The organism is Pectobacterium araliae (genome assembly GCF_037076465.1).
Taxonomy (GTDB): Bacteria; Pseudomonadota; Gammaproteobacteria; order Enterobacterales; family Enterobacteriaceae; genus Pectobacterium; species Pectobacterium araliae.
This window is the reverse complement of the sequence record NZ_AP028908.1, coordinates 4,417,779-4,440,476: the sequence shown is the minus strand read 5'-3', so window position 1 is coordinate 4,440,476 and position 22,698 is coordinate 4,417,779. Positions and strand designations below refer to the sequence as shown.

Here is a 22,698-nt window from a genome sequence, read left to right as displayed (position 1 = left end):
AGGAGACTCACATGACAAAATCAGCATCAACCAGCAAAAAACCACGTAAACAATACACTTCTGAATTTCGTCAGGAAGCCCTGAAACTTGCCGAACGTATCGGTGTTCCTGCGGCCGCCCGTCAACGCTGTGTATATGAATCCCAGCTCTATAACTGGCGAACCAAACTGCAACAACAACTCACATCATCCGAATGTGAAAATGAACTCGCCACCGAAAACGCCCGCCTCAAACGGCAACTGGCTGAACAGGCAGAAGCGCTGGCCATTCTCCAAAAGGCCGCGACATACTTCGCGAAGAGCCTGAAATGAAGTATGTCTTTATCGAAAAACATCAGGCCGAGTTCAGCATCAAGGCGATGTGCCGCGTGCTGAGGGTCGCTCGCAGTGGCTGGTATGTCTGGCTTACCCGGCGGCGTCTGAGCTCGTCACGACAACAGTTCCGGGTGTGCTGTGATGACGCGGTTCGTGAGGCTTTTTTTAAGGAAAAACAGTATGATGGCGCACCACGTCTGGCTGATGAGTTACCGATGTACAACGTAAAAACCATCGCGTCCAGTCTGCGGCGCCAGGGGTTACGGGCAAAAGCGTCGCGAAAATATCGTCCGGTGAATTACCGTGAGCATCACCTTCCGGTATCAGAAAATGAGTTACAGCAGGACTTTAGTGCCAGTGGTCCGAATCAGAAGTGGGCAGGCGATATCACCTACTTACGAACCGATGAAGGCTGGCTGTATCTGGCGGTGGTTATCGATTTATGGTCACGGGCGGTTATCGGCTGGTCGATGTCATCGAGGATGACGGCGCAACTGGCCTGCGATGCACTTCAGATGGCGCTGTGGCGGAGAAAACACCCCAGGCAGGTTATCGTGCATACAGACAGAGGGAGCCAGTATTGCTCAGGGGATTATCAGGCATTACTGAAGCGGCATAAGTTGCGTGGCAGCATGAGTGCAAAAGGGTGCTGCTACGATAACGCGTGTGTGGAAAGCTTTTTCCACTCACTGAAAATGGAATGCATCCACGGAGAACGGTTTAGTGACCGGGAAATAATGAGAGCAACGGTGTTCGATTATATCGAGTGCGATTACAATCGCTGGCGTCGTCACAGTGCCTGTGGTGGTCTCACCAGAATCTCGCTTAGAACTGTGTCCACTTTACGTGGGTAGGATCATGTTGCCCGAACTGACCCTTACAGGTGACGGGCTGGCACAGGCAGGCTTTACTGCCGGGGCGATGTTCCGTATCAGTCTGTATCGCAACGGGTTGATACTCACCCGACTGGACGACGAGACCGATGTGGCCACATTGATGAGCGAACTGGACGGCAGCGACACCGAAGGGGCGGACTGGGTTGGCGATAACGGCGAACTGACGCTGGCAGGGGACTGACTGACGCAGAGCGGGTTGCTCGGTTCATCGCTGGAGATCGAGGGGCTGCCCGGTAAGATAGTGATCCGGGCAGCGCACGGGTGATGCTGGCGTAACAGGCAAGCGGCTAAATAATAAATCCGGAAGGATCTTGGGGATCACTTCCGGCTATTTCAAACTACTTCAATAATAAAACAATTGAAGGTTCCTGACCTTTTTCCTTACATTTTAAGCTTACGTTTTCAATAGTAATTATTAATGTTTCTTTTATTTCTTCTGTTGTTAAAGAAAAATTATACAATTCTATTAACAGATATTCTGACGTTGACACAGTAATTTTTGTCATCTCATCTTCTGGATAGCGCAAGCTGAACAAACAATCTATTAGTGCATTGATATTTCTACCAAAAAAATCAGGAAATCCGAACAAATCAGACAGCTCATTATAGAAATCATCTAATGTTTTTATCTTCGCAAAGTCTATTTTTACTTTCTTTCCTATTTTCATTACTTCCACCCTCCAAGATTGATCTCTATAAAGGAATCATAATGATCATGACTGTAATAAGCCTTCCCCGTCTTCGTATCGACTACTACACGCCTTGCCCCATTTCCACCTGCATCCGGTGTCTTAACAGTCCATTCTTTATATGGTCCACTGCCAGTATCAAGACGCTGACTATTAGGATTACCGATAGAATGAGTATTATTAAATGTTGTCCCGTCATTTGAATAATGAGGCTTATTCAATTTAATCCTATCTACGGTATTTTGAAGTTCACGCATGTCTCTTTTCGTCATGCTGTGACCCCATTTATCTTTAATTGATGCATGGAGTTGCTTTGGATTCTTGGCAAAATGAGTACATTTCAGCCCTAACGGATCGATCCAGCTTAGTGGATTCGGCGCATACGCATAGAGGTTATCCCCGCCCGCAAGCCCTATCGGGTCATAGGGACGATCCCGACACGGTCGTACTTTTTAGCGCACTTAACCTATTGAAGCAACGGCCTTTTCAGACGGCGTTTTCAGCCTGTTTAACACCACATTAACCCGAACACCCCGACGCGCACTTTTAGCCCCGGACACGCTACCGCCACGCTGTGACTTCCCTGTCTGCATAAGCCACATCATAGCAGCGGCGGCAGCCGCTGCCATTAGTCGTTTTGTCTTTCGGGGTTTACCACGGCAACCCGCACGGCTTCCGCAACTCGTTTGGGGAAGCCGGGCGGGTTCTGCGGGTGCGGGCGGCAAAGAGTCCGCAAGCGTCGGCCTGCGACGCTCTGTTGCACGGTGCCGGAGGGAACGGCGGGTTTGCATGACCACGCCACACCGGGGCGGGTAGCGGAAGCTGGCGAGCGGGGAAGGAGCAAGGAGCCTGCCGACTGCGACCCCGCGCAGCCAGACGCAGCCGGGCGGGCATAAAGCCGTTAAGCGCCGTGACGAAGGAGCGGCTTCTGCTTTGGGGTTGATGTTGACGTTGGCCGAGGATTGACGCCGGAGCCTGCGCCGCCAGGGAAGGCGGCCACACCGTCGGAGCCAGGGAAGCACGCTGATGTTCGCAGCAGAGGGCGAAGCCCTGTGCGCCACACCTTACCCAAGCGCCGAACCCCGGCGGCCAGCCGCACGCCTTTGCCGAAGCAGCCCGCAGCGCGCCCATTGGCTGCCCGGCGCCGACATAATGTGTGTTACGCGTGGGATGCGTCCAGCATCTTGCGCGTAATGCCACATTATGTTGAATGACGTTCGGCCAGCAACGTAACAGGAAGAGAGTGATGAAGGTTGGCGCTGGCCGGGCGACATTTACCGCCGGAGCACCTTAGCTGACCAAGGCAAGAGGTGCGCCACGGACGGCGCGCCTTTTGCCCGGCACCGTACCACGGCCTTGAAGAGAGTGAGCTACTTTTTCGGGCTGTCCGGCGATGGTGTGGTATCGGTTTTAGCTTTCTTCCGGCGTCGGGCTTTCGGTTTCCGCTCTGCCGGATGCGTCTTCTCATGCACCTGTTTCAGATGACCGATAGCCACGCGGGTGTATATCTGCGTGGTTTCCAGTTTCTCATGGCCGAGTATCGCCTGGATGTGTCGTGTGTCCGCGCCCCGCTCCAGCATCTGTGTTGCCATACTGTGCCGGAACACATGACACGCCCCGGCTTTTTTCAGGTGCGCGTCATCCCGTATCGCACGGCCTGCCAGTATTGTCAGCGTTGACCGTGCCAGCCGCTTGCCCCATATCGTCACGAACAGGTAGCCGCTGTCGTGTTTGGTCGTCAGCCGCGGCCTTACCGCATCCAGATAGCGCTGTACCCAGACCAGCGCCCGCAGGCCAACCGGCACCACTCTGTCTTTATTCCCCTTGCCTTGTCTGACGACAAGCACCCCGCGCCCCACGTCCACATCGGCCAGCATCAGCCCGGACAGCTCTGAACGTCTTAGCCCCGTGCTCCACAGCATTTCCAGCACCGCACGGTTACGCAGTCCGGTTAATGTCTCGGTGTCCTGCGCATCCATCACCGCCTCGGTTTCTTCCTCGCTCAGTATCTGCGCCGGCAGCCGTTTCTCCGCTTTCGGCAGCGTCATCTGTTCTGCGGGGTTGTACAGGATGTGATGCCGTTGCAGCAGCCAGCGGAACAGCATACGGATAGCCGTCAGGCGGTTAAGCTGCCCACCCTGTGCCAGCGGTTTACCGTCCGTCTTGCGGTAGCCATGAAGATGCCGCTGATAGCCTTCCAGCACCGACAGGCTCACCTGTGCCGCCTGCGTCAGTCCCCGCTCTTCGCACCACGTCACGAACGGGCGCAGCCGTTCACTGTAGGATTCGATTGTGCGCAGGCTGTGGTTCGTCGCGGTCAGGTGTTCAAGATACGCCGTGGTGTACTGGCGTAACGTCTGTGACAGGCCGCTAAGATAAAGGGCTTCTGGGCTGGGTGGTTTGGGTCGGGTCATGGCGGCGCGTCCTGCGGAGTGAGGGGAAGAAGCAGATAAGGGAACTACGGTACGATGGGTTTATCCTGTGTCGCCGGAACAGGGCTTTTGCCGTTAACCCGACCGGATGGCGCAGACCCCTTGCCAGCACTGGCTTTAACAGCGATTGCCTTGTCCGACCGACCACCGACTGCACCCCGACCAGAGGCCGACCGTTTTTCACTTACCCCCGACCGGACGGCGTCGTAGTTACCTTTCTCTGACGTTTTTACTGTTTTCGCTGGCGTTTCCGGCACGTCGATAAGCCCGCACAGGTGCGCGTTATCCGCCTGTGCATCACCGTCAAACAGCAGTTCATAACAGAACGTCAGCCCCCGCTTGTACAGCATCAGGTATTCCAGTTCAACCAGTCGGGCAAGATGGATTTTCAGTTGCGTATCGCCCCACTGCACGGCGTCCCGTAGCTGTTTGCGGGTGAAGTGGTATTCCGCTTTCGGCTGACAACTGTCTTTTACCCATTGCTGTATCAGCAGCAACAGCTTCCGCGTCTGTGGCGGCATCTCGTCCAGTGTGCGACCAAGGATTTCATGCGCCAGTTTATTGGCCAGCACGATATCTGACCGCTCAACCTCGATATACTCGATAACCTGTCCACGATGCTCTACCGTCTTCACTTCCCGCTGGTACTGGTGCAACAGCGCGATAGACTGGATTAACGTCAGGTATTTCATATGGTCACGGCGAGTACGGGTTTTATCACTCAGGAACGTCAACTGGCTGGCGAACGGATTGACCACTTTAAGCGGACGTAACAGCCGCTGCGCGTTCTGGTGCAGTTCCGTCAGATAGCCTTTCTCGTTCTCCATCAGCAGCCCTTCCAGCGTCTGCTTGTGCCGCTGCAACGCATGGATTGCTTCCGTCTGTTCGCGGGATTCGTTCACGGTAAGCACAAGGCAACGGTTTAACAGCTCTTCATCCACATCGATGGCCGTGGTCGTTAACATCAGCATCACCGGGCCTTTTACCGTGTACTGCTTGGTCACCAGATTGCCTGTAGCATCATCCTTACCCGTACTGGCGATGGTCAGTTCGCCGTCGCTCTGCAACAGCTTCAGCGCATACGCCGCCTGCCGTACCCCCTCCTCTTCCGCGATGGCGAGGATTTTATGCTGGAGATTGGTTTCACCCAGATAGAACAGGCTCTGGCCTGTCATCGCGCTGTACTGTAAGCGCTCTTCCGGCGGGATAAGGTTCAGCACTGCATCCATCAACGAGGATTTGCCCGCCGCCGAACTGCTCTGGATTAACACCGCTAACGGCCTGTCCAGCTTGCGCGACACCGCCGCCAGATAACCCGCCACCAAGTTGGTTGATTCGCCGACCACGCCACACGCCGCAAGGTCATCCGTCAGCCTGCCGATAAGATTCGGGTCACGCAGCAACGCCAGCGCCGCATCCCGCTGTTCATCGGTAATATCCTGTGTGATTTCACCGCTCGTTTCCGGCTGGCTCAGATGCGTTTCCAGTGCCAGCAGCACACGGCCTAAGCGCTGTTTGATGTCACTTTCAGCCAGCCCCAGCTCTGACGCAGCCAGCCGCGCATACCCCGCCCGTGAACGGGCGCTCATCATATCCACGCTGTCCGCGAACACCACGCCGCTTTCCGTGTCCAGCACCTGCGCGTTCACCTTCATCACGCCGCTGCCCGCTTTCACTGACGTCATGCCCCGGATGCGCCATTGCTGACCGGACAGCGCTATCTCAACCTCACTATTCGGCAACGCTTCAACCACAACCCCGGCGGCTAAAGAGGTGGCGGGTTGAGACGGGTTTTCAGGCTGTGGCTCAGCGTCTTTTTCAGGCTCTGCACTGACTGTTTCCCCCATCGGTAACGCCCCGTCAACCAGTAACCCGAACGCCGCTTCCGGTTCAGCCACACTGCACAGATAGCCGTTCGCATCCATCCCCGACGGGAACACCACGCGGAACGGCGCGATGCCCTCAGCGACCAAGGACGCAGCCAGCTTTACCGCCCCTTCATCCCCTGCCGCGTCGTTATCGAACGCGATAAGCACCTGTTTCACACCGTGGCGGATAACCGCTTGGCGCATCTCCTCCGTGAACCCGTTCACCCCATACGCCGCCGTCACGTTGCGGTAGCCTGACACCCAGAACGACATCGCATCGATAAATGATTCACACAGGATGACCGTTTTACTCGCCACTAACGCCTGCTCGTTCCACACCCCGCCATGAGCGCCCGGCAGATACAGATGATTCGGCGTTCCGGCACGCAGACGGTCACCCACTTTGCGCCCGTACAGTTCCCGCACCTGACCGTGCATATCGATAACCGGAACGACTAACGACCCCGCCAGATGTTCATGCCCGGATGAGCGCAGCACCCCGATGACCTGCAACTGGCTGCGAACGGTGGCCCCGTCTTTCAGTTTGCTCGACGGCAGACGATAGCCCAACGTCCGGTTAGCGAACCCCAGTTTAAAGGCAGCGACTAACTCAGGATGATTCAGGCGACGCTTTTCCAGATAGGCGATGGCCTCCGGCGCATTGAGCAACGTATGGTGATAGAACTCAACCACGCGGCTAAGCAGCTCCTGCCTTTCCTGTTCATTAGCGATATCCGACACAGGCGGCAACGGGGCGGCGACTGGCACGCTACCCAGTTCCCCCCGCAGCCTATCGACCGCATGAGGCAGGCTCAGTCCTTCCGTCTTCATCACCCAGTCCAGCACCGAGCCGCCTGCATCACAGCCGAAGCAGTGATACAGGTTCTTCTCCGGTGAGATAACACACGATGGCGTGTTTTCCTGATGGAACGGACACAGCACCGCATAGTCCTTACCGCGCTTCACCACCTTTCTTCCCTGACCACGCACCACCTCAACCAGTGACACGGCGGCTTTCAGGTGCTGCAACTCAGATTCGGGGATGCGTGCCATATCGGGAACTCCTGTAAATACCTGTCAATAGGGTCTGGGTAAAAATAACTCGACAAGTATATACATCAGCTAGTAGTATTTACAACAGTATAATGTAAAACATGGAGTAGATTATGGTCATCAGGTCACAAAGGATTTCAGGTAAAACGACTATGGCCGCACCGATAAGCAATGAAGAACAGGTATTTATCACTGAGCTGGGTAAGCGGATAACCTCGCTAAGGAAAGACGCAGGGATGACACAGACGCAGGTTGCACAGGCGCTGAACGTCTCCCAGCAGGCCGTACAGGCATGGGAAGCAGGAAGGCGACGCATACAGATTTCCATACTCCCAGCCGTGGCGAGAGTGTTATCAGTTTCTCTTGAGGATTTACTCGGCGAGGAAGCGGAGAAGGCCGCCCGTAAACGTGGCCCGATGCCAAAATGGCAACAGCTTATTGAAGAGATAGACAGTTTGCCCAAGGCAAAACAGAAGATGATTTCGGAGATGTTAAGCGCCCTGATTGCTCAGGCGCGTAACTGACGGATAAATAACGCGGCGAAGATGAGTTCGCACCTCACCCACGCCGCTCACCACAAGCAACTAACAGGAGTAGTTACTATGGCTAAGGCACATTCTAAGTCAGACGTCACACTTAATAAACCCGCCAGAACAGAGCGTTACTACACCGTGGGATACGCATCGCACAACGGCAAGCCCAACCCGCCCTCCGCCATCAACCTGAAAGGCCGCTGGCTGGAAGAGTCCGGCTTTATCACCGGGATGCCCGTTACCGTCACGGTGGAAAGAGGCAGGATTATTATTGAGACGCAGATTAATTTATAGCGGCTGACCGCTAATAAAATAAAAAGCCGGAAGGATCGTGAGATCGCCTCCGGCTTTTATTTATTTTATTTTAACTTCCCAAGATGAACTATCGAAGACATTAATTATCGCAAAACAATTAGTTAAATTATCAACATCAACATCAACATATGATAATAGATCAGGACTAGCCACTATAAAAAATGTCTTTATATCATCTAGATGATTAGCTAATAGTTTCACTTCATCCCACGTCATTTCTAGTCCGTATTCTTTCGATAAAACCAACTCTTCAAAGTCAGGCATAGACAAGCCATAGAATGCACAACCTATCGCATCGATTTCATACAGATACCAATTCCAATTGTTATCAGGGATTTTTTTTATTAGATCATTTAGCTGCAACTTAATATTTTCGTGAGAAAACATTTTACCCATTTCAACTCTCATCATGGATACTCCAGTGGCTTAGCTGGCCCATGTTGAAGTGTTCCTCCAGTCGGGTTAGGGATAAAATCATGCTGGTGAGGATTAGGGTGATTACCTGGGCGACCATGATCTGTAAAATCTATATCTCTCTTAGGTACAAGTTTTCCATTGTCATCGTATCCCCATTCCCTACCTTGAAGATAATCACCTTTCCTACCCTTCTTCATTCCCAACTGAGTATGAGGAGCATCAACATCAGGGACAGGATTCCCATGTTTGTCTCTGGGTAAGGATCTATTTTTATAAGACTCGTCAGTTTTATCTTTCCCGCCTTCTTTCGGCGTCAACCCCAACGGGTCAACCCATTCTAATGGGTTATGAACATAACCTTGAGGCCGGATTCCCCCAAGTAAACCTATCGGGTCCTGCGTCGTAAACCGACCTACGGTGGGATCATAGTAGCGGAACAGGTTGTAGTGCAAACCCGTTTCGTCATCCGCGTATTGTCCGGCGTAGCGTAACGGCTGAGGTTCGACCGGTTTGCTGTGGCGGAGTGCTTCGCTGTCCTGCGTCTGCCCTTTTAGCGCCCCGAAGGTGCCGTAATCGCCGCTCCAGCGGACGGCGCCGTCTGCATCGGTCATCTCCAGCGGAGCGCCGTTCAGGTCCGTGTTGAACCAGCGGATATCGCCGTCGTGTGCTCCCGCTTGCCGGGTGATACGGGCTAACGGCGACCACCAGACATTCGGGTCATAAACATAACTTTCTGTCCGGTCAGCGTGTCTGGCCTGCAACAGCCGGAAGCCTTCCCACAGGAAATGCGTGTCGTTCTGCTTTCCGTCTTCGCCCCAGATAACCGTTTTGCGGGTGCGTCTGCCCAGCGCGTCATAACCATAGCGGGCGACAAATTCGCCCAGCGGTCCCCGACCTCTGGCTTCCAGCAGGCGATTGTCGGCGTCATAGCTGTAAAACTGCTCCGTTTCGCCTTCACGTCGCCGTATCAGATTGCCCTGACCGTCATACTGATTCCACAGATTGCGCCAGTTCAGCAGGCGATTATCGAATAACGGAAAGGCGGAAGGGTTGTTATCCTGTATATTGTCAGCGGCATCATAGCCGTATGCGCGGTGATGCACCTGCCAGTGGACGTCAATACGTTTCAGCAGGCGGCCTTCCGCATCGTAATCGTACTGAACGTCTCCCCGCAGGCTGTCGCTGACCGAAGCCAGTTCCCCGGTGGCGGTGTAGCTCAGTGCCCGGGATAATATCTGCTGCTCTGGTGCGGCGACTTCCCACAGCCCGCTGCACTGTGAGGCCAGACGGCCTGAACGATCATATGTCCGCCGCTGTTCACGTCGTCCCTGAGTGCGGGTGATTTCCCGATGCAGGCGGTCACGGGTAAACTCGCTGACCACCTGATGATTGAATTTTACCGCGCTGACGTGGCCGGAGCCGTAATGCAGCCAGCGTAGCGTGTCTCCCTCCGGCAGCGACAGCGTGCTAACATTCCCCAATGCATCCCGCGTATAGGTGATGCTCCCCTCACTGCCATGCTCACCCGACAAATAGCCTGCGGCATCATAGCTCAACCTGACCTCATCGGCGGTGAGCCCCTGTGCAAGGCCTTCTTCGGTAGGCTCGCGTTTTAGCGAAACCAGTTGCCCTCTGTCACAGTGCTGGTAGTGAAACACGGCGTGGGCATGTGCCCGACGCACCAGTTGTCCGGCGGCATCATGCTGATAAACGTGCGGGATGGCGTCCTCATTCGCTGCATTCCCGCGCTGTAGCCGCTGGCATAGGTGACCGGCGGCGTCGTAATGGAAGGTCAGTTCAACACCGTCCACACGCCGCTCGTTAACCAAGCGACCGACGGCATCATAACCAAACTGGTAGGCTGCGCCGTTGCCGTTCTCCAGCCGTAATACTTGCCCACGTGCATCGTAGTGCCAGCGGGTTGTCCGGTGTAACCGGTCAGTGACACAGACGGGCTGACCCAGGTCGTTATACTGCCAGCGTATCTCACTGCGCTGGGTATCACGCCATGTCTGCAACTGGCCGCGGGCATTCCAGAGTAGTGTTTCCCGACGATCATCCGGGTAGATAATTGCCGCCAATTTCCCGCAGGCATCCCACTCTCGTCGGGTAGCGTGACCTTCCGCATCGGTCGTGCTCAGCAGTTGCCCGAAGCGATCATAGGCAAACGTGCTGCACTGCCCCGAGCAGTCCGTCCGCGCCGTCAGGAGCCCTTGTTCGTTCCACTCCAGTGTCACGCTGCCGCCCAGCGCATCGGTCACGCTGTCTGGCAAATTCTCCTGCGCATGAGGGTAGTGATAACGTGTTGGGTTTCCCCGCGCGTCAATTTCTTCAATTAGCCGGTCAAGGTCGTCATACTGCCTCTGCTCCTGGCTGCCGTCGGCATACGTTACCAGCGCAACGTTACCCGTCAGCCGATACCACTGGTATTGTGTCTCCCGACTCAGCGGATCGCTTTCACTGAGTAAGCGACCATAGCTGTCCCAGGTGGTCTTGCGGCTTGCTCCACCGGGTAGAATGACTTCACACAGTTCATCATCGGCATAGTGCAGTTCAGTTTCGCGACCGTCGTAATCGGTAAAGCGAACGACGTGGTCATTACCGTCAAGCTCCCACAGTGAAACGAGGCCGTCTTCCCGGCGTGCGGTTCTGCGCAGTCCTGCAAAGTCGTACTCCAGCGTGAGCTGTTCACCCGCACTATTTCGGTAGGCCACTACGCGGGGTAAATCCGCAATCTCCTGCCACTGATATTCGTTGAGTAGGCCGTTAGCATCTTCATGGCTTGTCATCAGCCCGTCATCTTGCCAGGTAAAACGACGGCGCACGCTACCGCCCCGCCCGGTGACGGTGACAAGTTGCTTTTGCTTATTGTAGGTATAGTGCACGAGACAGGTCGATTCATCCAGCCAGACGCTGTCCAGTCGGCCATCCTGATATCGGCAGGTGAGGTGTCGCCCGGCACTGTCCTTCAGTATGTTAAGCGTGTCGTCGTCGTTCCAGAAAAAAAGCATGTCATTGCCACAGGGCTCGGCAATGCGTGCAAGCACCGCTTTTCCCTGCGAAGGCAGCGGAGTGTAATGCCAGATTTCGCCGTCTAGCCCATAAACCGACCAGCTTTCATCCTGATGGTGCTCCAGCCAGCATTTCTCCGCCGGGCAGTAGGTTCGATGGCCGACGGGAACGAAAGGGAAGGAAATCAGGTCGCCCGATGGCGCACGCCAGACCAGATTGTCTTGATAGCGTGTCAGCGTCGTTTCCCAGAACAGGCTCCAGCCTGTTCCCAGCACGCTGTCGCTGGGATTACCGCTGCGCCAGTAACGCTGCCAGTACACGGGCAGACGGGAGGGCAGGATAAAATCCAGTTCATCCTCATCGGCCAGAAATTTCTGGCCACTGACGATATCAATGGGGCGGGCAATAATCCCTCCGGCGGCGATGCCGGTCATCAGTACACCAAAACGGCAGGCAATACGCTGGAGTTTATTGAGGCCGGGAAGTTTTTGTAAAAGCTGTCCCAACTTTCCGAGCTTGCCTGGCACACCGCCGACCCCACCAAGCAACCCGGCGAACAGCAGCGTCAAATCCGAGGCTTTATAGAGCCAGGCGGGAACTTCCGGTTTAACCGGCAGCATGGGTTTGGTTTCGCCACCGATGAAAACATTGGACGACCCTTCCGTGATGGTGGCACCACAGTTGATTTTATCGCCTAGGCGGGAAGCTGGCTGGTTGTTGATGTATACCGTCGCGGACCCTTCTGCCACCTGCATGGAGGGGCCGTCTTTATCACATTTTACGACACTCAGGATGGCGCGAACGGCTCTCATACCGTTGATGAACACATTGTGTGAACCTGTATTAATGGCGCCGGCTTTTGACATGCTGCTACCGATAAGCCCGGCAACGCCATCGCGGGCTTTTTCTGCCAGCACCGCTGTCGCCATTCCCACCGCAACGCTGAGCCCCATCAAAAGTATGCCACCGAAAAGGCAACTCCCAAGACCCGCCACAAATAAGGCTGTCGCAGCAACACCGCCAGCGAACGCGATTAACCCGCCGACAACTGTACCGGCAATCATGCCTGCCAATGCACTAGAGTGCCCAATACCATCACCAACACGCGCAGCTTCAGACATAACAATATTCCTTATTGTTACGAGTTAAACGTAAAGCTCCCCAGCAGGGCGTTGAGCTGAGATGCATCGGTAGCAGAGAGTGGCGCGGTTTTCGATAGGGTGAAAACCAGAATCTGCGCGTTATCTAATGCGAACACGGCTTGCTGTTGCCACATACGCCGACCCTCGCGCAGATAGCTGGCGCTGATGGTTTCACCTTCAAGGAGGTGAGAACCCAGCCAGATGGCATCGCGTGCCAGCGTTTTCCACCCTTTAAGATGTTGAGACATCAGCGTCAGCTGTCTTTCGATATAATCACTGCGTGATTCACCTGCTTCCAGCGAGTCACGCGCTACCGTAAAGGCGGGCTCGCCCTCTTTTTCGGGTACCAGCGCGTTCACTGTCCGGTCACGATAACCGTCCGGCAGCGTAATGCGCCCTTCGGTGAAGATACAGCAGGCAGAAGAGTTGGTCGCCACAATACAAGCCTCAGTTCATCCCATCTAACGCCCCGTTACTGAAGAGAGGGACGGATATGCAGATTATTTATTCAAATCAATACGTGAACTGCCAATGACATTGACGTTCACACCTTTGAGTTCGATATCGCCGTTGTTGAAAAGGGTTAGCGAACTTGCCCCTGCTGTCAGCGTGATGCTGCCATTGACAGACGTCACGGCAATGTTGTTTTTCACCTGTAGGCTGTCGTGCGCCTCACCTTGCACTTCCGCATCACCGACGACGGTGCCACGATGGCTGGAAATGATGAAGGCTTGCTGCCCCTGAATCCTGGTGAACTGGTCTTTCACCTGACACCGTTTGATTACCGCCCACGCTTTCCTCATGGTCAGCCGTGACGGTGGTCTTACGGTTGTTCAGCACTACTGTGTTCATGTCTTTCTGAGCATGGATGAACACTTCTTCCTGCCCGGCCTGGTCTTCAAAGCGCAGTTCGTTGAACCCGGCCCCCTTGTGCGTTGAAGTGCGCAGTGAGGTGCGCGTCTTGTTGGCGGGCAGCGGGTACGGCGACGGATTGGTGGCGTGGAAGGTTCTGCCGGTGACAATCGGCTGGTCCGGGTCACCTTCGAGGAAGCTGACAATCACCTCGTGGCCGATACGCGGGATGGCTATCAGCCCGTACTGACCGCCCGCCCAGCCCTGACTCACCCGCACCCAGCAGGAGCTCTGGTCGTCACTGGCGCCGTAGCGGTCCCACGGGAATTGCAGTTTGATGCGGCCGTATTCGTCACAGTAGATTTCCTCACCTGCTGGCCCCACCACGGTGGCAATCTGCGGGCCGTCCACCATCGGTTTGTACGGCAGGTCGGCACGCCAGGTCGATTTGGCACTGATAACCTCAAAGCTGTTGCTGTAGGTGGTGGGTTCGCCGCCGCTTTCCTCTTCCAGCGCCTGCGGTTGTTGCCCGCTGTGCGTTATCGCCACCAGTTGCCAGCCACTATTCAGCGTCGGGTTAGGGTGCTCCGTCAGGGTAAAGCTGCTGCCCGGCATCAGCATCGCGGCATTCGATTCGCCAGAGCCGGTCATCGCTCCTGCTCTTAACGCATCCAGCCGGTAGCCGGTAAAGGCTTTGCCGCTTGGGTCTTGCTTGAAGCGGCCGGGGTAGTCGAAGTGCTGATAACTTTCGCGCTGGTGTTCTAGCTCGCTGCCCATCTTGCTGTGCAGCAGACCATAGGCGGGGGTTTTGAAGCTGTAATCCTTGAGCGCGACTTCGGCGGTACTGACACGCTCGGCATAGCGGAAACGACGGACATAGTCGCCTTCGCTCAGGCCCTGTGTAGCAAGGTTGAAGAACAGTTCCGGGCCTTTACTGAGTGCGCCTGCATCATCCGCAAAAACGACGCGGTGTTTACTCTCTTCAAACTCATGGAAGAAATACAGCCCTTCCTCTGCCGCCAGTCGGGTGACAAACGCCAAATCGCTTTCCCGATACTGCACGCAGTATTCGCGCGGGGCGTGGTCGTGACGCAGTGCAAAGGCGTAATCGGTGATACCGGACTCTTCCAGCAACGTACCGATAATCGCCTCCGGCTTTTGCGCCTGAAAAATACGGGCGTTGGTACGCAGCCCCAGCCGCCACAGCGCGGGACGTACTTCTGCCTGATAGCGGGTGCGACGAAAGCCGGTGTCGCCCTGGGCAAAGGCGCTGACCATGCCGCTGACCCGGCGCTTCAGTTCGCCTTCGTACCACACCAGCAGCTCACACGGCTGGTCGAGTACTGCACCAAAGTCGATGCCGGGCAACGGGCTGGCCAGATTCAGCGACAGGGCAAACGGCTGGTTCAGTGCCTCGCTGAGCTGAAAATCCACCACGGCAAAGGTCGAGGCAGGCAGGGCGCCGACCGTTACCGTGAACTGTAATCCTGTACTGTTTGCCACGTTGATTCCCTCGCTTCCGTGATGAAGACCGTGTTGTCTGCACTCAGGTCTGGAGAATCAGACCTCAGGACAGTACACGCAGAAAACCCGGGACAAGCCCGGGTTGAATACAACAGGATTACGCTTCGACCGGCGCACGCCAGTCATCAGAACCGGAAGTGCCGGCAACGGTGTGTTCCCAGTCGATTTTGCGGTAAGCCAGCGACACTTCGATTAACTGGGTGTAGTCCAGTTTGGACGGGTCCTGACAGTGTGGCATCTGGCAGTTGATGTCCACGATGGTGGCGTCGGTCAGCACGGTAGAGAAGAAGTGCTCCTGCTTGCCTTCCACGGAGGTGCGATACCACTTCAGGGTCACAGTGGGCAGCATTTCACCGGTAGACAGCGCGTTATACAGCAGCGGAACCGCTTTGTTCAGCGCCACGGTGAATTTAAACGGTTTATGCACACGCTGGCCGGACGGCTGACCGGACTGCGGGTCGGTCGGTACGGTGACGACGTGTTTGAATTCCTGTACCAGCATTTCGTCTTCGTGGCCCTGCACGTAGATGTTGCCGACGGAATCAGAGGTGAACGCCCCTGCGGTGATGTTGCCCTGGGTTTTCCCTTCGATGCTGATATAGCATGGAGTTGGCATAGTCTTGCTCCTTGTTGTTGAACGGACTGTGTTGTTAAACGAATTGAATAACTTCACGTTCCGTATAGCAATTCCCATGCCAATTTTTATCTAATTGTTTTTACTATAAATTCACTTAACTCAAATTTTTCCTAAGCCAAATTTGAGCAAAAAGTTGCGCAGACTTCGCGAATCGTTTGCAAACATTGCGCAAAAAGTGATTTACACCAGAAAGTGAGCAAGAAGTTGCGCAGAATGCGCAGTTATGCTGAAAATTTGAGTTAGGGGTGTGAGATGGCCGTCTTTTTTTATGAATTAGCTATTGATCGAGACTAAACAAATGCTATTACCGATTAAAAAGACAAAAGTAATTATCATTATTCATCATGAGTCGGCTGATGATATGGGTAATAAGAATGGGCGAAAATCGAGAGAAATAAGAGAGAGAATGTTTAGCGCTGGCCGTGTCATACTCGGTGGTTGGAAGTGGGTGATAGAACAATGGGGCAAGTGTTCCTTACCCCAACCGTATTTTGTGTAATGACAAGTCTATTTTTACGACGTATTAACCTTCCTGCATCGCCTTTTCGACTTCTTCCGCCAGCATTGCAATGCCGCGTTCGATTTCTTCCGGTTCCGGCACATAGTTCATGCGCATGCACTGATGAGCGTGTTGCCATTCCTGCTCCAAACCGGGGAAGAAATAGTGACCCGGCACCATGAGGACGCCGCGTTTCTTCAGGCGCTGATACAGGATTTCTGTCGTGATGGGCAGATCTTTAAACCACAGCCACAGGAAGATTGCGCCTTCAGGTTTATGAATCAGGCACTGCTCTGGTGACAGGTAGCGGCGAATAATGGCGATGGTTTCCGTCACGCGTTGCTGGTAGAACGGACGTATGACGTCATTAGATAAGCGCAGCAGATCGCCACGCTGAATCATCTCATGTGCCAACGCTGGGCCGATCGCGCCTGGGGATAGACTAATAATGCCGTTCATGTTGCCGATCGCTGAAATCACCTTTTCATCTGCAATCACGATACCGCAGCGTGAACCGGGCAGACCCAGTTTGGACAAGCTCATGCACAGGATGATATTTGGATTCCACAGCGGCGTGGCATCGCTGAAGATGATGCCGGGGAAAGGCACGCCATAGGCGTTATCTATCAGCAGGGGGATCTTGTGCTGCTGTGCCAGAATATCCAGACGCATCAGCTCGTCGTCGGTCAGCACGTTACCCGTCGGATTGGTTGGGCGGGATACGCAAACTAGCCCGATATCATCGGTAATCGATAGATGATCGAAATCGACGTGATATTTAAATTGTCCTTCAGGCAACAGTTCGATCTGGGGACGAACAGAAACGAACATGTCTTCGTCCAGCCCGGAATCCGAATAGCCGATATATTCCGGTGCCAGCGGAAACAGCACTTTTTTCAGACTGCCATCACTATGGCGACCAGCAAACAGGTTAAATAAGTAGAAAAACGCGCTCTGGCTGCCATTTGTCAGCGCAATGTTCTGTGGTCCAATCTGCCAGCCTAATTCATTACTCAGGAGTTCGGCCAACGCATGCAGCAGCGTATCCTTACCTTGCGGCCCATCGTAATTACACAGCGCTTCCGTTAATTTCCCTTGTTCCAGCATGTCCTGACACAACTGCTGGAAGTAGCTATCCATCTCTGGAATGTGCGCCGGATTTCCGCCCCCTAGCATGATTGCGCCTGGCGTACGCAGCCCCTCGTTCAGATCGTCCATTAATTGGGTGATGCCAGCGTGACGCGTGAATTTCTTGCCGAAAAGAGAAAAGGTCATAATTTATTTATCAGTGATCGTACACAGGTTAGCGGCAACCATAGCGCTTGCGCTAATAGGGCGCAATGTGGTCAAAAAACAATCTGATAATTTTTTATCCTGTAATGCTTAAATATCTAAGCATTAATTGCTGACGTTCTCGTTATCAGGAAGAGGTTTTTTAGGCGACATACGTCATGTTGCTGAAACGATGTCAGCTATTTACGATCAATATCTCAATAATTTTGCAAAAATAGTTTCTATTTACAGATTATTGGTGAAGTAGGTCAGATAAATCACCTATCAATGCTGAATTTTTCCATCTGGTGATAGTTATCACATTCTGGCTATCCGCTGATTTGTAGTCTTTAGCTCGCATTAGCTAAAACAATTCAGCAAATAGGAGTGATAGCATGAAAAAATTACTGGTTATGGGAATTACACTGGCGTTGACATCATGGCAATTATCGGCACAGACGTTTGTGCTGACGGATGCTGAAAGCAGTGTGGAAAAGGGAAATTGGCAAATCAGCAGTGATGCTTTGAAGATCAGAAATCAGCATTTCAGCATTGAGCAAAAAGTCCTGCATGGCGGACGTCAGGAAGGTAGTAAAGTGATTACGATTACCAGTCAGGATGGACTGAAAATTGCCCTCAGCCCGACACGAGGGATGAACTTACTGCATGCGGCAGGTAAAAACATTCGTTTGGGGTGGTATTCACCCGTTGATGAAGTCGTCAATCCGAATACCATCAATCTGGAAAGCCGTAATGGACTGGGCTGGTTGGAAGGTTTTAATGAAATGATGGTGCGCTGCGGCTTTGAGTGGACGGGGCACCCGGTTGTCAGCGATGGCATGATCTACACCCTGCATGGGCGTGCGGGTAATACACCTGCCTCAAAAGTGGTGGTGGAAGTCAGCGATAGCGCGCCGTATACCATTACGGTACGAGGTCTGCTGAAAGAAAACAGCTTTAAGAAGTCTAATCTGGAAACCTGGACCGAGCTGCGTTACGTCCCGGGCAGCGAGTCGTTTACCGTGCACGATGTACTGACCAATAAAGCCGACTACCCGCGTGACTATCAGATTATCTACCACAGCAATTTCGGTACGCCGATTCTTGAAGAAGGCGCGCGTTTCCTCGCGCCAGTAAAAGAGATTTCTCCGTTTAATGACCACGCCAAAGCGGGTCTGGCAACCTGGCAAACCTACAAGGGGCCAACCAAAGACTTTGATGAAATGGTGTTCAATATTACCCCGTATACGGATGCGCAGGGTAAAACGCTGGCGGCATTGGTAAACAAGGCAGGAGATAAAGGGGTGTCGATTGCTTTTGATACTCACCAACTGCCGCTTCTGACGTTGTGGAAAAATACGGATACGGAAAAACAAGGCTACGTGACAGGGATCGAACCCGGCACCAACTACGCCTACCCGGTCACGATTGAACGTGAGCAAGGGCGAGTCAAAAAGTTACAGCCCGGACAGAGCACCACGTTTGAGCTGACGTACAGCTTGTTGAGTAGCGCGGATGCGGTACAAAAAACGGAACAGAAAGTGAAAGCCATTCAGGGCGACAACAAAACGGCGTTGACGGAAAAACCGATTGCCGTCGAGTAACCGCCATCTATGCCGACCACTGATGTGGTGGTCGGCCATCTCACGTCATGGTTACGCGTTGTCATCATCACATAACGCCATAATTATCTTTTCTTATCCGTTTTTTCATTTTACGCGTACCTTGAAGAAGGTATTTGTTACGTATTTGATCAGGGGATGAGGATGTCGTTGAAAGATGCGCTGCTCGCGCTGTGTGTTGTCGTGCTATGGGGCGTGAACTTCGTGGTGATCAAGGTTGGTCTGAACGACATGCCGCCTTTCTTACTGGCAGGGCTACGTTTTTCGCTGGTGGCGCTCCCGGCTATTTTATTTGTGCCTTTCCCGCGTATTCCCCTGAAATGGCTGCTTGCCTATGGCATGACGATTAGCTTTGGTCAGTTTGGCTTCTTGTTTCTCGCAATTAAGCTGGGTATGCCTGCGGGAATTGCCTCGCTGGTGTTACAGGCACAGGCATTTTTTACGCTGCTGGTCGGTGCGGTCTTGCTGTCGGAAAAGCTGCGCTGGAATCACGTTGTCGGCATTCTGGTCGCCGCGATTGGGATGGTCGTGCTGGCAGAAGGGCGTACAGCGCTGCAAATGTCATCCGGTATGACCACCACTACGCTGTTGCTGACGCTAGCGGCGGCGCTGTCATGGGCTGTGGGTAACATCACTAATAAAATTATCATGAGCAAAAATAACGAGGTACGCATCATGTCGTTGGTGGTGTGGGGTGCACTAGTGCCTGTCGTGCCGTTTTTCATCAGTTCCTGGCTGTTTGAGGGAAAGGACGCGATTGTTCACAGTTTAACGACTATTCAACTGCCGACGATTTTATCTCTGATGTATCTGGCGTTTGCGGCAACAATCATCGGTTATGGAATTTGGGGAAGTCTGCTGGCGCGTTATGAAACCTGGCGTGTGGCACCTTTGTCCCTGTTGGTGCCGGTGGTTGGGCTGGTCAGTGCCGCCATATTCCTTGGTGAATCCCTCTCGCTATTACAGATCGTTGGCGCATTGCTGATCATGGTCGGTCTGCTGGTGAATGTGTTTGGCGCGCGGCTACGCGCATGGCGGGCTGCGCGGCAATCGTAGCAGAACGTATTCTCTTGCCAGAGAAAACAGCGCCCGGCGGGCGCTGTCGATCATCATTATTCCCGCGCTTGCAACGCCTGGCGCATCCCTTGCGCCAGAATGTCGCTAAGATCGGCCGTCACCTGATCCACTAAACCTAGCCGTTGGGTGAGATCTTCCCCCCAGTGCGCGGTATCGGCAAGCACCTCGTTGACCAATTCATGCACGGTGAGATCGGTCCCCACACGTGGCCACTGCTGGCGGTAACGGGTGAGCCACTGCTCATCATCCTGTAAAGGATAAGTCTCGCCCGCTCGTTCTCCGCGGTAGAAGGCAATCAGCGCGGCCAGCGCAAACGTCAACCGTGCCGGAAAGCGCCCGTCGCTGTGGCCTGCCAGCAACTGCGGCAGAATACGTGTGCGGAATTTAGTCATTCCATTGAGTGCGATGGAGAGCAACTGATGGCGAATATAGGGATTCTGAAAACGTCCGGTGACGGCATCGGCAAATTCACGCAACTCATTCGCCGGTAAATCCAGCACCGGGATGATTTCTTGATGTAGCGTATTTTCTACAAAGCGACGCACATCGGCATCCTGCATGGCTTCACCTACCGTATCTAGCCCGCAGAGCCAGGCAACTGGAACCAGAGCGGTGTGTGCACCATTCAGAATCGCCACTTTACGTTCTTTATAGGGTCTGATGTCGTCAACAATGCGGATATTAAGCGGGCATTCTGCAAGTTTCAGTTCATCCGCTAGCCAGTTGGGGCCTTGAATGACAAAGAGGTAAAAATGTTCGGCGGTATCCAGAAAGGCATCGTGGTAGCCCAGTTTCTCTTCCAGCGCTGACGACTCTTCACGCGGGTATCCCGTTACGATTCTGTCCACGAGCGTGGAACAGAAGGTATTTGCTGTCTCAATCCAGTCGATAAACGCGGGTGAGAGCTGCCATTCCTGAGCATAGCGCAGAACCAGAGCTTTAAGCGCTTCACCGTTATAGTCGATCAGTTCGCAGGGGATGATGACCCAGCCTTTATCGCTCTCACCGTTAAAATACGTAAAGCGTTCCAGCAACAGGCGTGTCAGCTTGGCGGGAAAACTGACTGGCGGCGTATCGTTGAGGCTGTCTCCAGCGTGATAGCTGATGCCCGCTTCCGTGGTGTTTGAAAAAACAAAGCGAATAGCGGCGTTATGGGCTAATGCCAGATAATCGGCAAAATGCTGATAGGGGTTAATCTCGTTATTGACCGAGCGGATCAGGCGCGCATCGCTGACGGCCTCGCCCTGTTCGTTTAGCCCCCTAATGACCGTAGTGTAAAGTCCATCTTGCGTATTGAGTGACGGCGGAAAATCGGTATTAATGGGGCGCACAATCGTTACGCCCGCCTGAAGAGTGGTTTTCTCATTCAGCACATCCAACTGCCAGTCCACAAAGGCGCGCAAGAAGTTGCCTTCACCAAACTGAATGACTTTGGTTGGATAGCATGCGCCGGGAAAGTTTTTCCGATTCAATGTCTTCATGATTATTCCCTCATCAGAATGTGATGACGCCTTTGATCAGCTCACGGTTGTTAATGACATCCTTTTCATAGACGTCAGCCAGTGTGGCAAACGGGTAACGGTGTGTCAGCATCATTTCTGCGGTGAGTTTGCCTTCAGACATCAGACGGCCGACTTTGGCGAAATCCTCCGGTGTGGCGTTACGGCTGCCCATCATCGTGGTTTCTTTCTTATGAAATTCAGGGTCGGAGAACTGCAAATCACCTTTAAATAGACCGACAAACACGATGCTGCCGCCGTGGCGGATCAGGTTAATGGTGTTGTTCATCGCATGCTGGTTTCCCGTGGCATCAATCACTTTTTCAGCCAATGAACCACCAAATTCGGCGCGTAGCTGGGCCTCAAAGTCCTCGGCAGAGGGATCGACGACTGGCAGATTCAGGTTAGCAATAACGTGTTTGCGGCGGGCAACGCTGGTATCCGCAACAACGACTTGAGCACCGTCTGCTTTGGCGATGGCCGCTGCGCCGAGGCCAATGGGACCGGCACCGACGACCAGCACCTGTTCACCAGGTAGCACTTTCGCTCGACGAACGGCATGTGCACTGATGGCGTATGGCTCGATTAATGCCGCCGCTTGTGGATCGATCCCTTCTGCAAGCAGTACGTTTGTGGCGGGAACCGCCAGATATTCGCTGAATCCGCCATCCTGATGTACACCAATGACGGAAATTTTCTCGCAGCAGTTGGTTCGGCCGCTCTTGCAGGCGGGACATTGCTGACAGGCGACGTAGGGAATGACGGCAACCTGCTGGCCTTTTTTAAATTGATGTACGTTTTTGCCTGTATCAACAACCTCACCACATATTTCGTGACCTAATACGCGTGGGTAGCTAAAAAAGGGTTGGTTCCCACCCCAGGCATGAATATCTGTTCCACAAATACCTACAGACTTAATTTTAATTAATGTTTCACTCTCCCCCGGAATAGGTATTTCACGTTTTTTCCAGACAAGTTTTTTTGGTTCCTGGCAAATTAATGTATTCATTGTTGGCATGATTATTCTCTCCTGTTTTTTGTTTTT

17 protein-coding genes and 3 pseudogenes are annotated in these 22,698 nt (G+C 53.6%); 6 read left to right on the top strand and 14 right to left on the bottom strand.

Annotated elements, in window-relative coordinates:
* The first annotated feature begins 11 nt into the window (after window positions 1–11).
* Both AACH44_RS20160 and AACH44_RS20155 read left to right on the top strand, forming a co-directional pair.
* Window positions 12–1,168 (top strand): IS3 family transposase gene (locus tag AACH44_RS20160; protein ID WP_261849313.1). Its coding sequence is split into 2 segments (ribosomal slippage): window positions 12–273 and window positions 273–1,168, totalling 1,158 coding nucleotides; the frame shifts between segments, so codons are not numbered across the junction.
* Window positions 1,169–1,172: 4 nt separating this feature from the next.
* Window positions 1,173–1,475, top strand: a pseudogene (locus AACH44_RS20155) (SymE family type I addiction module toxin).
* Window positions 1,476–1,548: 73 nt separating this feature from the next.
* Here the strand turns inward: AACH44_RS20155 and AACH44_RS20150 are convergent.
* From AACH44_RS20150 to AACH44_RS20130, 6 genes and pseudogenes are all read right to left on the bottom strand, one after another.
* The gene (locus AACH44_RS20150) at window positions 1,549–1,878 is read right to left on the bottom strand and encodes a barstar family protein (RefSeq protein ID WP_261849312.1); all 330 of its coding nucleotides are present in this window, start codon (window positions 1,876–1,878) and stop codon (window positions 1,549–1,551) included.
* Complete coding sequence (locus tag AACH44_RS20145; protein ID WP_338659420.1) at window positions 1,878–2,171, bottom strand: ribonuclease domain-containing protein; 294 nt, start codon at window positions 2,169–2,171, stop codon at window positions 1,878–1,880. The genes AACH44_RS20150 and AACH44_RS20145 overlap by 1 nt, the downstream gene beginning before the upstream one ends.
* Before the next feature lie 63 nt (window positions 2,172–2,234).
* Window positions 2,235–2,321 (bottom strand): annotated as a pseudogene (locus tag AACH44_RS21295) (RHS repeat-associated core domain-containing protein); the annotation flags it as partial.
* A gap of 229 nt (window positions 2,322–2,550) precedes the next feature.
* Window positions 2,551–2,901: a hypothetical protein gene (locus AACH44_RS20140; RefSeq protein ID WP_261850227.1), complete on the bottom strand. Its 351-nt coding sequence runs from the start codon at window positions 2,899–2,901 to the stop codon at window positions 2,551–2,553.
* Between the two features lie 368 nt (window positions 2,902–3,269).
* Window positions 3,270–4,313 (bottom strand): site-specific tyrosine recombinase XerC, encoded by a 1,044-nt coding sequence (xerC, locus tag AACH44_RS20135; RefSeq protein ID WP_338659312.1) that lies wholly within the window; start codon window positions 4,311–4,313, stop codon window positions 3,270–3,272.
* Between the two features lie 44 nt (window positions 4,314–4,357).
* Complete coding sequence (locus tag AACH44_RS20130; RefSeq protein WP_338659313.1) at window positions 4,358–7,252, bottom strand: DNA primase; 2,895 nt, start codon at window positions 7,250–7,252, stop codon at window positions 4,358–4,360.
* A 152-nt stretch (window positions 7,253–7,404) separates the two neighbouring features.
* On the opposite strand from AACH44_RS20130, the gene AACH44_RS20125 reads away from it, so the two are divergent.
* Together AACH44_RS20125 and AACH44_RS20120 are read left to right on the top strand one after the other, a co-directional pair.
* Window positions 7,405–7,776: a helix-turn-helix domain-containing protein gene (locus tag AACH44_RS20125; RefSeq protein WP_261850223.1), complete on the top strand. Its 372-nt coding sequence runs from the start codon at window positions 7,405–7,407 to the stop codon at window positions 7,774–7,776.
* 78 nt (window positions 7,777–7,854) lie between these two features.
* Window positions 7,855–8,079 carry a SymE family type I addiction module toxin gene (locus AACH44_RS20120; RefSeq protein WP_129709937.1) on the top strand — a complete coding sequence of 75 codons (225 nt, stop codon included), beginning with the start codon at window positions 7,855–7,857 and terminating at the stop codon, window positions 8,077–8,079.
* 60 nt (window positions 8,080–8,139) lie between these two features.
* On the opposite strand, the gene AACH44_RS20115 is transcribed toward AACH44_RS20120, so the two are convergent.
* The 6 genes and pseudogenes from AACH44_RS20115 to AACH44_RS20090 all read right to left on the bottom strand — a co-directional run bounded on the left by AACH44_RS20115 (window position 8,140) and on the right by AACH44_RS20090 (window position 17,458).
* Window positions 8,140–8,511: a hypothetical protein gene (locus AACH44_RS20115; protein WP_338659314.1), complete on the bottom strand. Its 372-nt coding sequence runs from the start codon at window positions 8,509–8,511 to the stop codon at window positions 8,140–8,142.
* On the bottom strand, window positions 8,508–12,650 hold the full coding sequence (locus tag AACH44_RS20110) for an RHS repeat-associated core domain-containing protein (protein ID WP_338659419.1): 4,143 nt from the start codon (window positions 12,648–12,650) through the stop codon (window positions 8,508–8,510). The genes AACH44_RS20115 and AACH44_RS20110 overlap by 4 nt, the downstream gene beginning before the upstream one ends.
* A gap of 17 nt (window positions 12,651–12,667) precedes the next feature.
* Window positions 12,668–13,108 (bottom strand): DUF1795 domain-containing protein, encoded by a 441-nt coding sequence (locus tag AACH44_RS20105; protein ID WP_261849310.1) that lies wholly within the window; start codon window positions 13,106–13,108, stop codon window positions 12,668–12,670.
* 63 nt (window positions 13,109–13,171) lie between these two features.
* A pseudogene (locus tag AACH44_RS20100) lies at window positions 13,172–15,026 on the bottom strand (type VI secretion system tip protein VgrG).
* A gap of 118 nt (window positions 15,027–15,144) precedes the next feature.
* Window positions 15,145–15,663: an Hcp family type VI secretion system effector gene (locus tag AACH44_RS20095; protein ID WP_338659294.1), complete on the bottom strand. Its 519-nt coding sequence runs from the start codon at window positions 15,661–15,663 to the stop codon at window positions 15,145–15,147.
* A 544-nt stretch (window positions 15,664–16,207) separates the two neighbouring features.
* Window positions 16,208–17,458, bottom strand: coding sequence for a valine--pyruvate transaminase (locus AACH44_RS20090; RefSeq protein WP_261849612.1), 1,251 nt, complete (start codon window positions 17,456–17,458; stop codon window positions 16,208–16,210).
* A 392-nt stretch (window positions 17,459–17,850) separates the two neighbouring features.
* On the opposite strand from AACH44_RS20090, the gene AACH44_RS20085 reads away from it, so the two are divergent.
* Window positions 17,851–19,059, top strand: a complete 1,209-nt coding sequence (locus AACH44_RS20085) for an aldose 1-epimerase family protein (protein WP_261849613.1) — start codon at window positions 17,851–17,853, stop codon at window positions 19,057–19,059.
* Window positions 19,060–19,221: 162 nt separating this feature from the next.
* Complete coding sequence (locus AACH44_RS20080) at window positions 19,222–20,133, top strand: EamA family transporter (RefSeq protein WP_261849614.1); 912 nt, start codon at window positions 19,222–19,224, stop codon at window positions 20,131–20,133.
* Between the two features lie 56 nt (window positions 20,134–20,189).
* Here the strand turns inward: AACH44_RS20080 and AACH44_RS20075 are convergent, their stop codons facing one another.
* Both AACH44_RS20075 and AACH44_RS20070 read right to left on the bottom strand, forming a co-directional pair.
* Window positions 20,190–21,635, bottom strand: coding sequence for a tagaturonate reductase (locus tag AACH44_RS20075; RefSeq protein ID WP_261849615.1), 1,446 nt, complete (start codon window positions 21,633–21,635; stop codon window positions 20,190–20,192).
* A gap of 13 nt (window positions 21,636–21,648) precedes the next feature.
* The gene (locus AACH44_RS20070) at window positions 21,649–22,671 is read right to left on the bottom strand and encodes a zinc-binding alcohol dehydrogenase family protein (protein WP_261849616.1); all 1,023 of its coding nucleotides are present in this window, start codon (window positions 22,669–22,671) and stop codon (window positions 21,649–21,651) included.
* Window positions 22,672–22,698 lie beyond the last annotated feature (27 nt).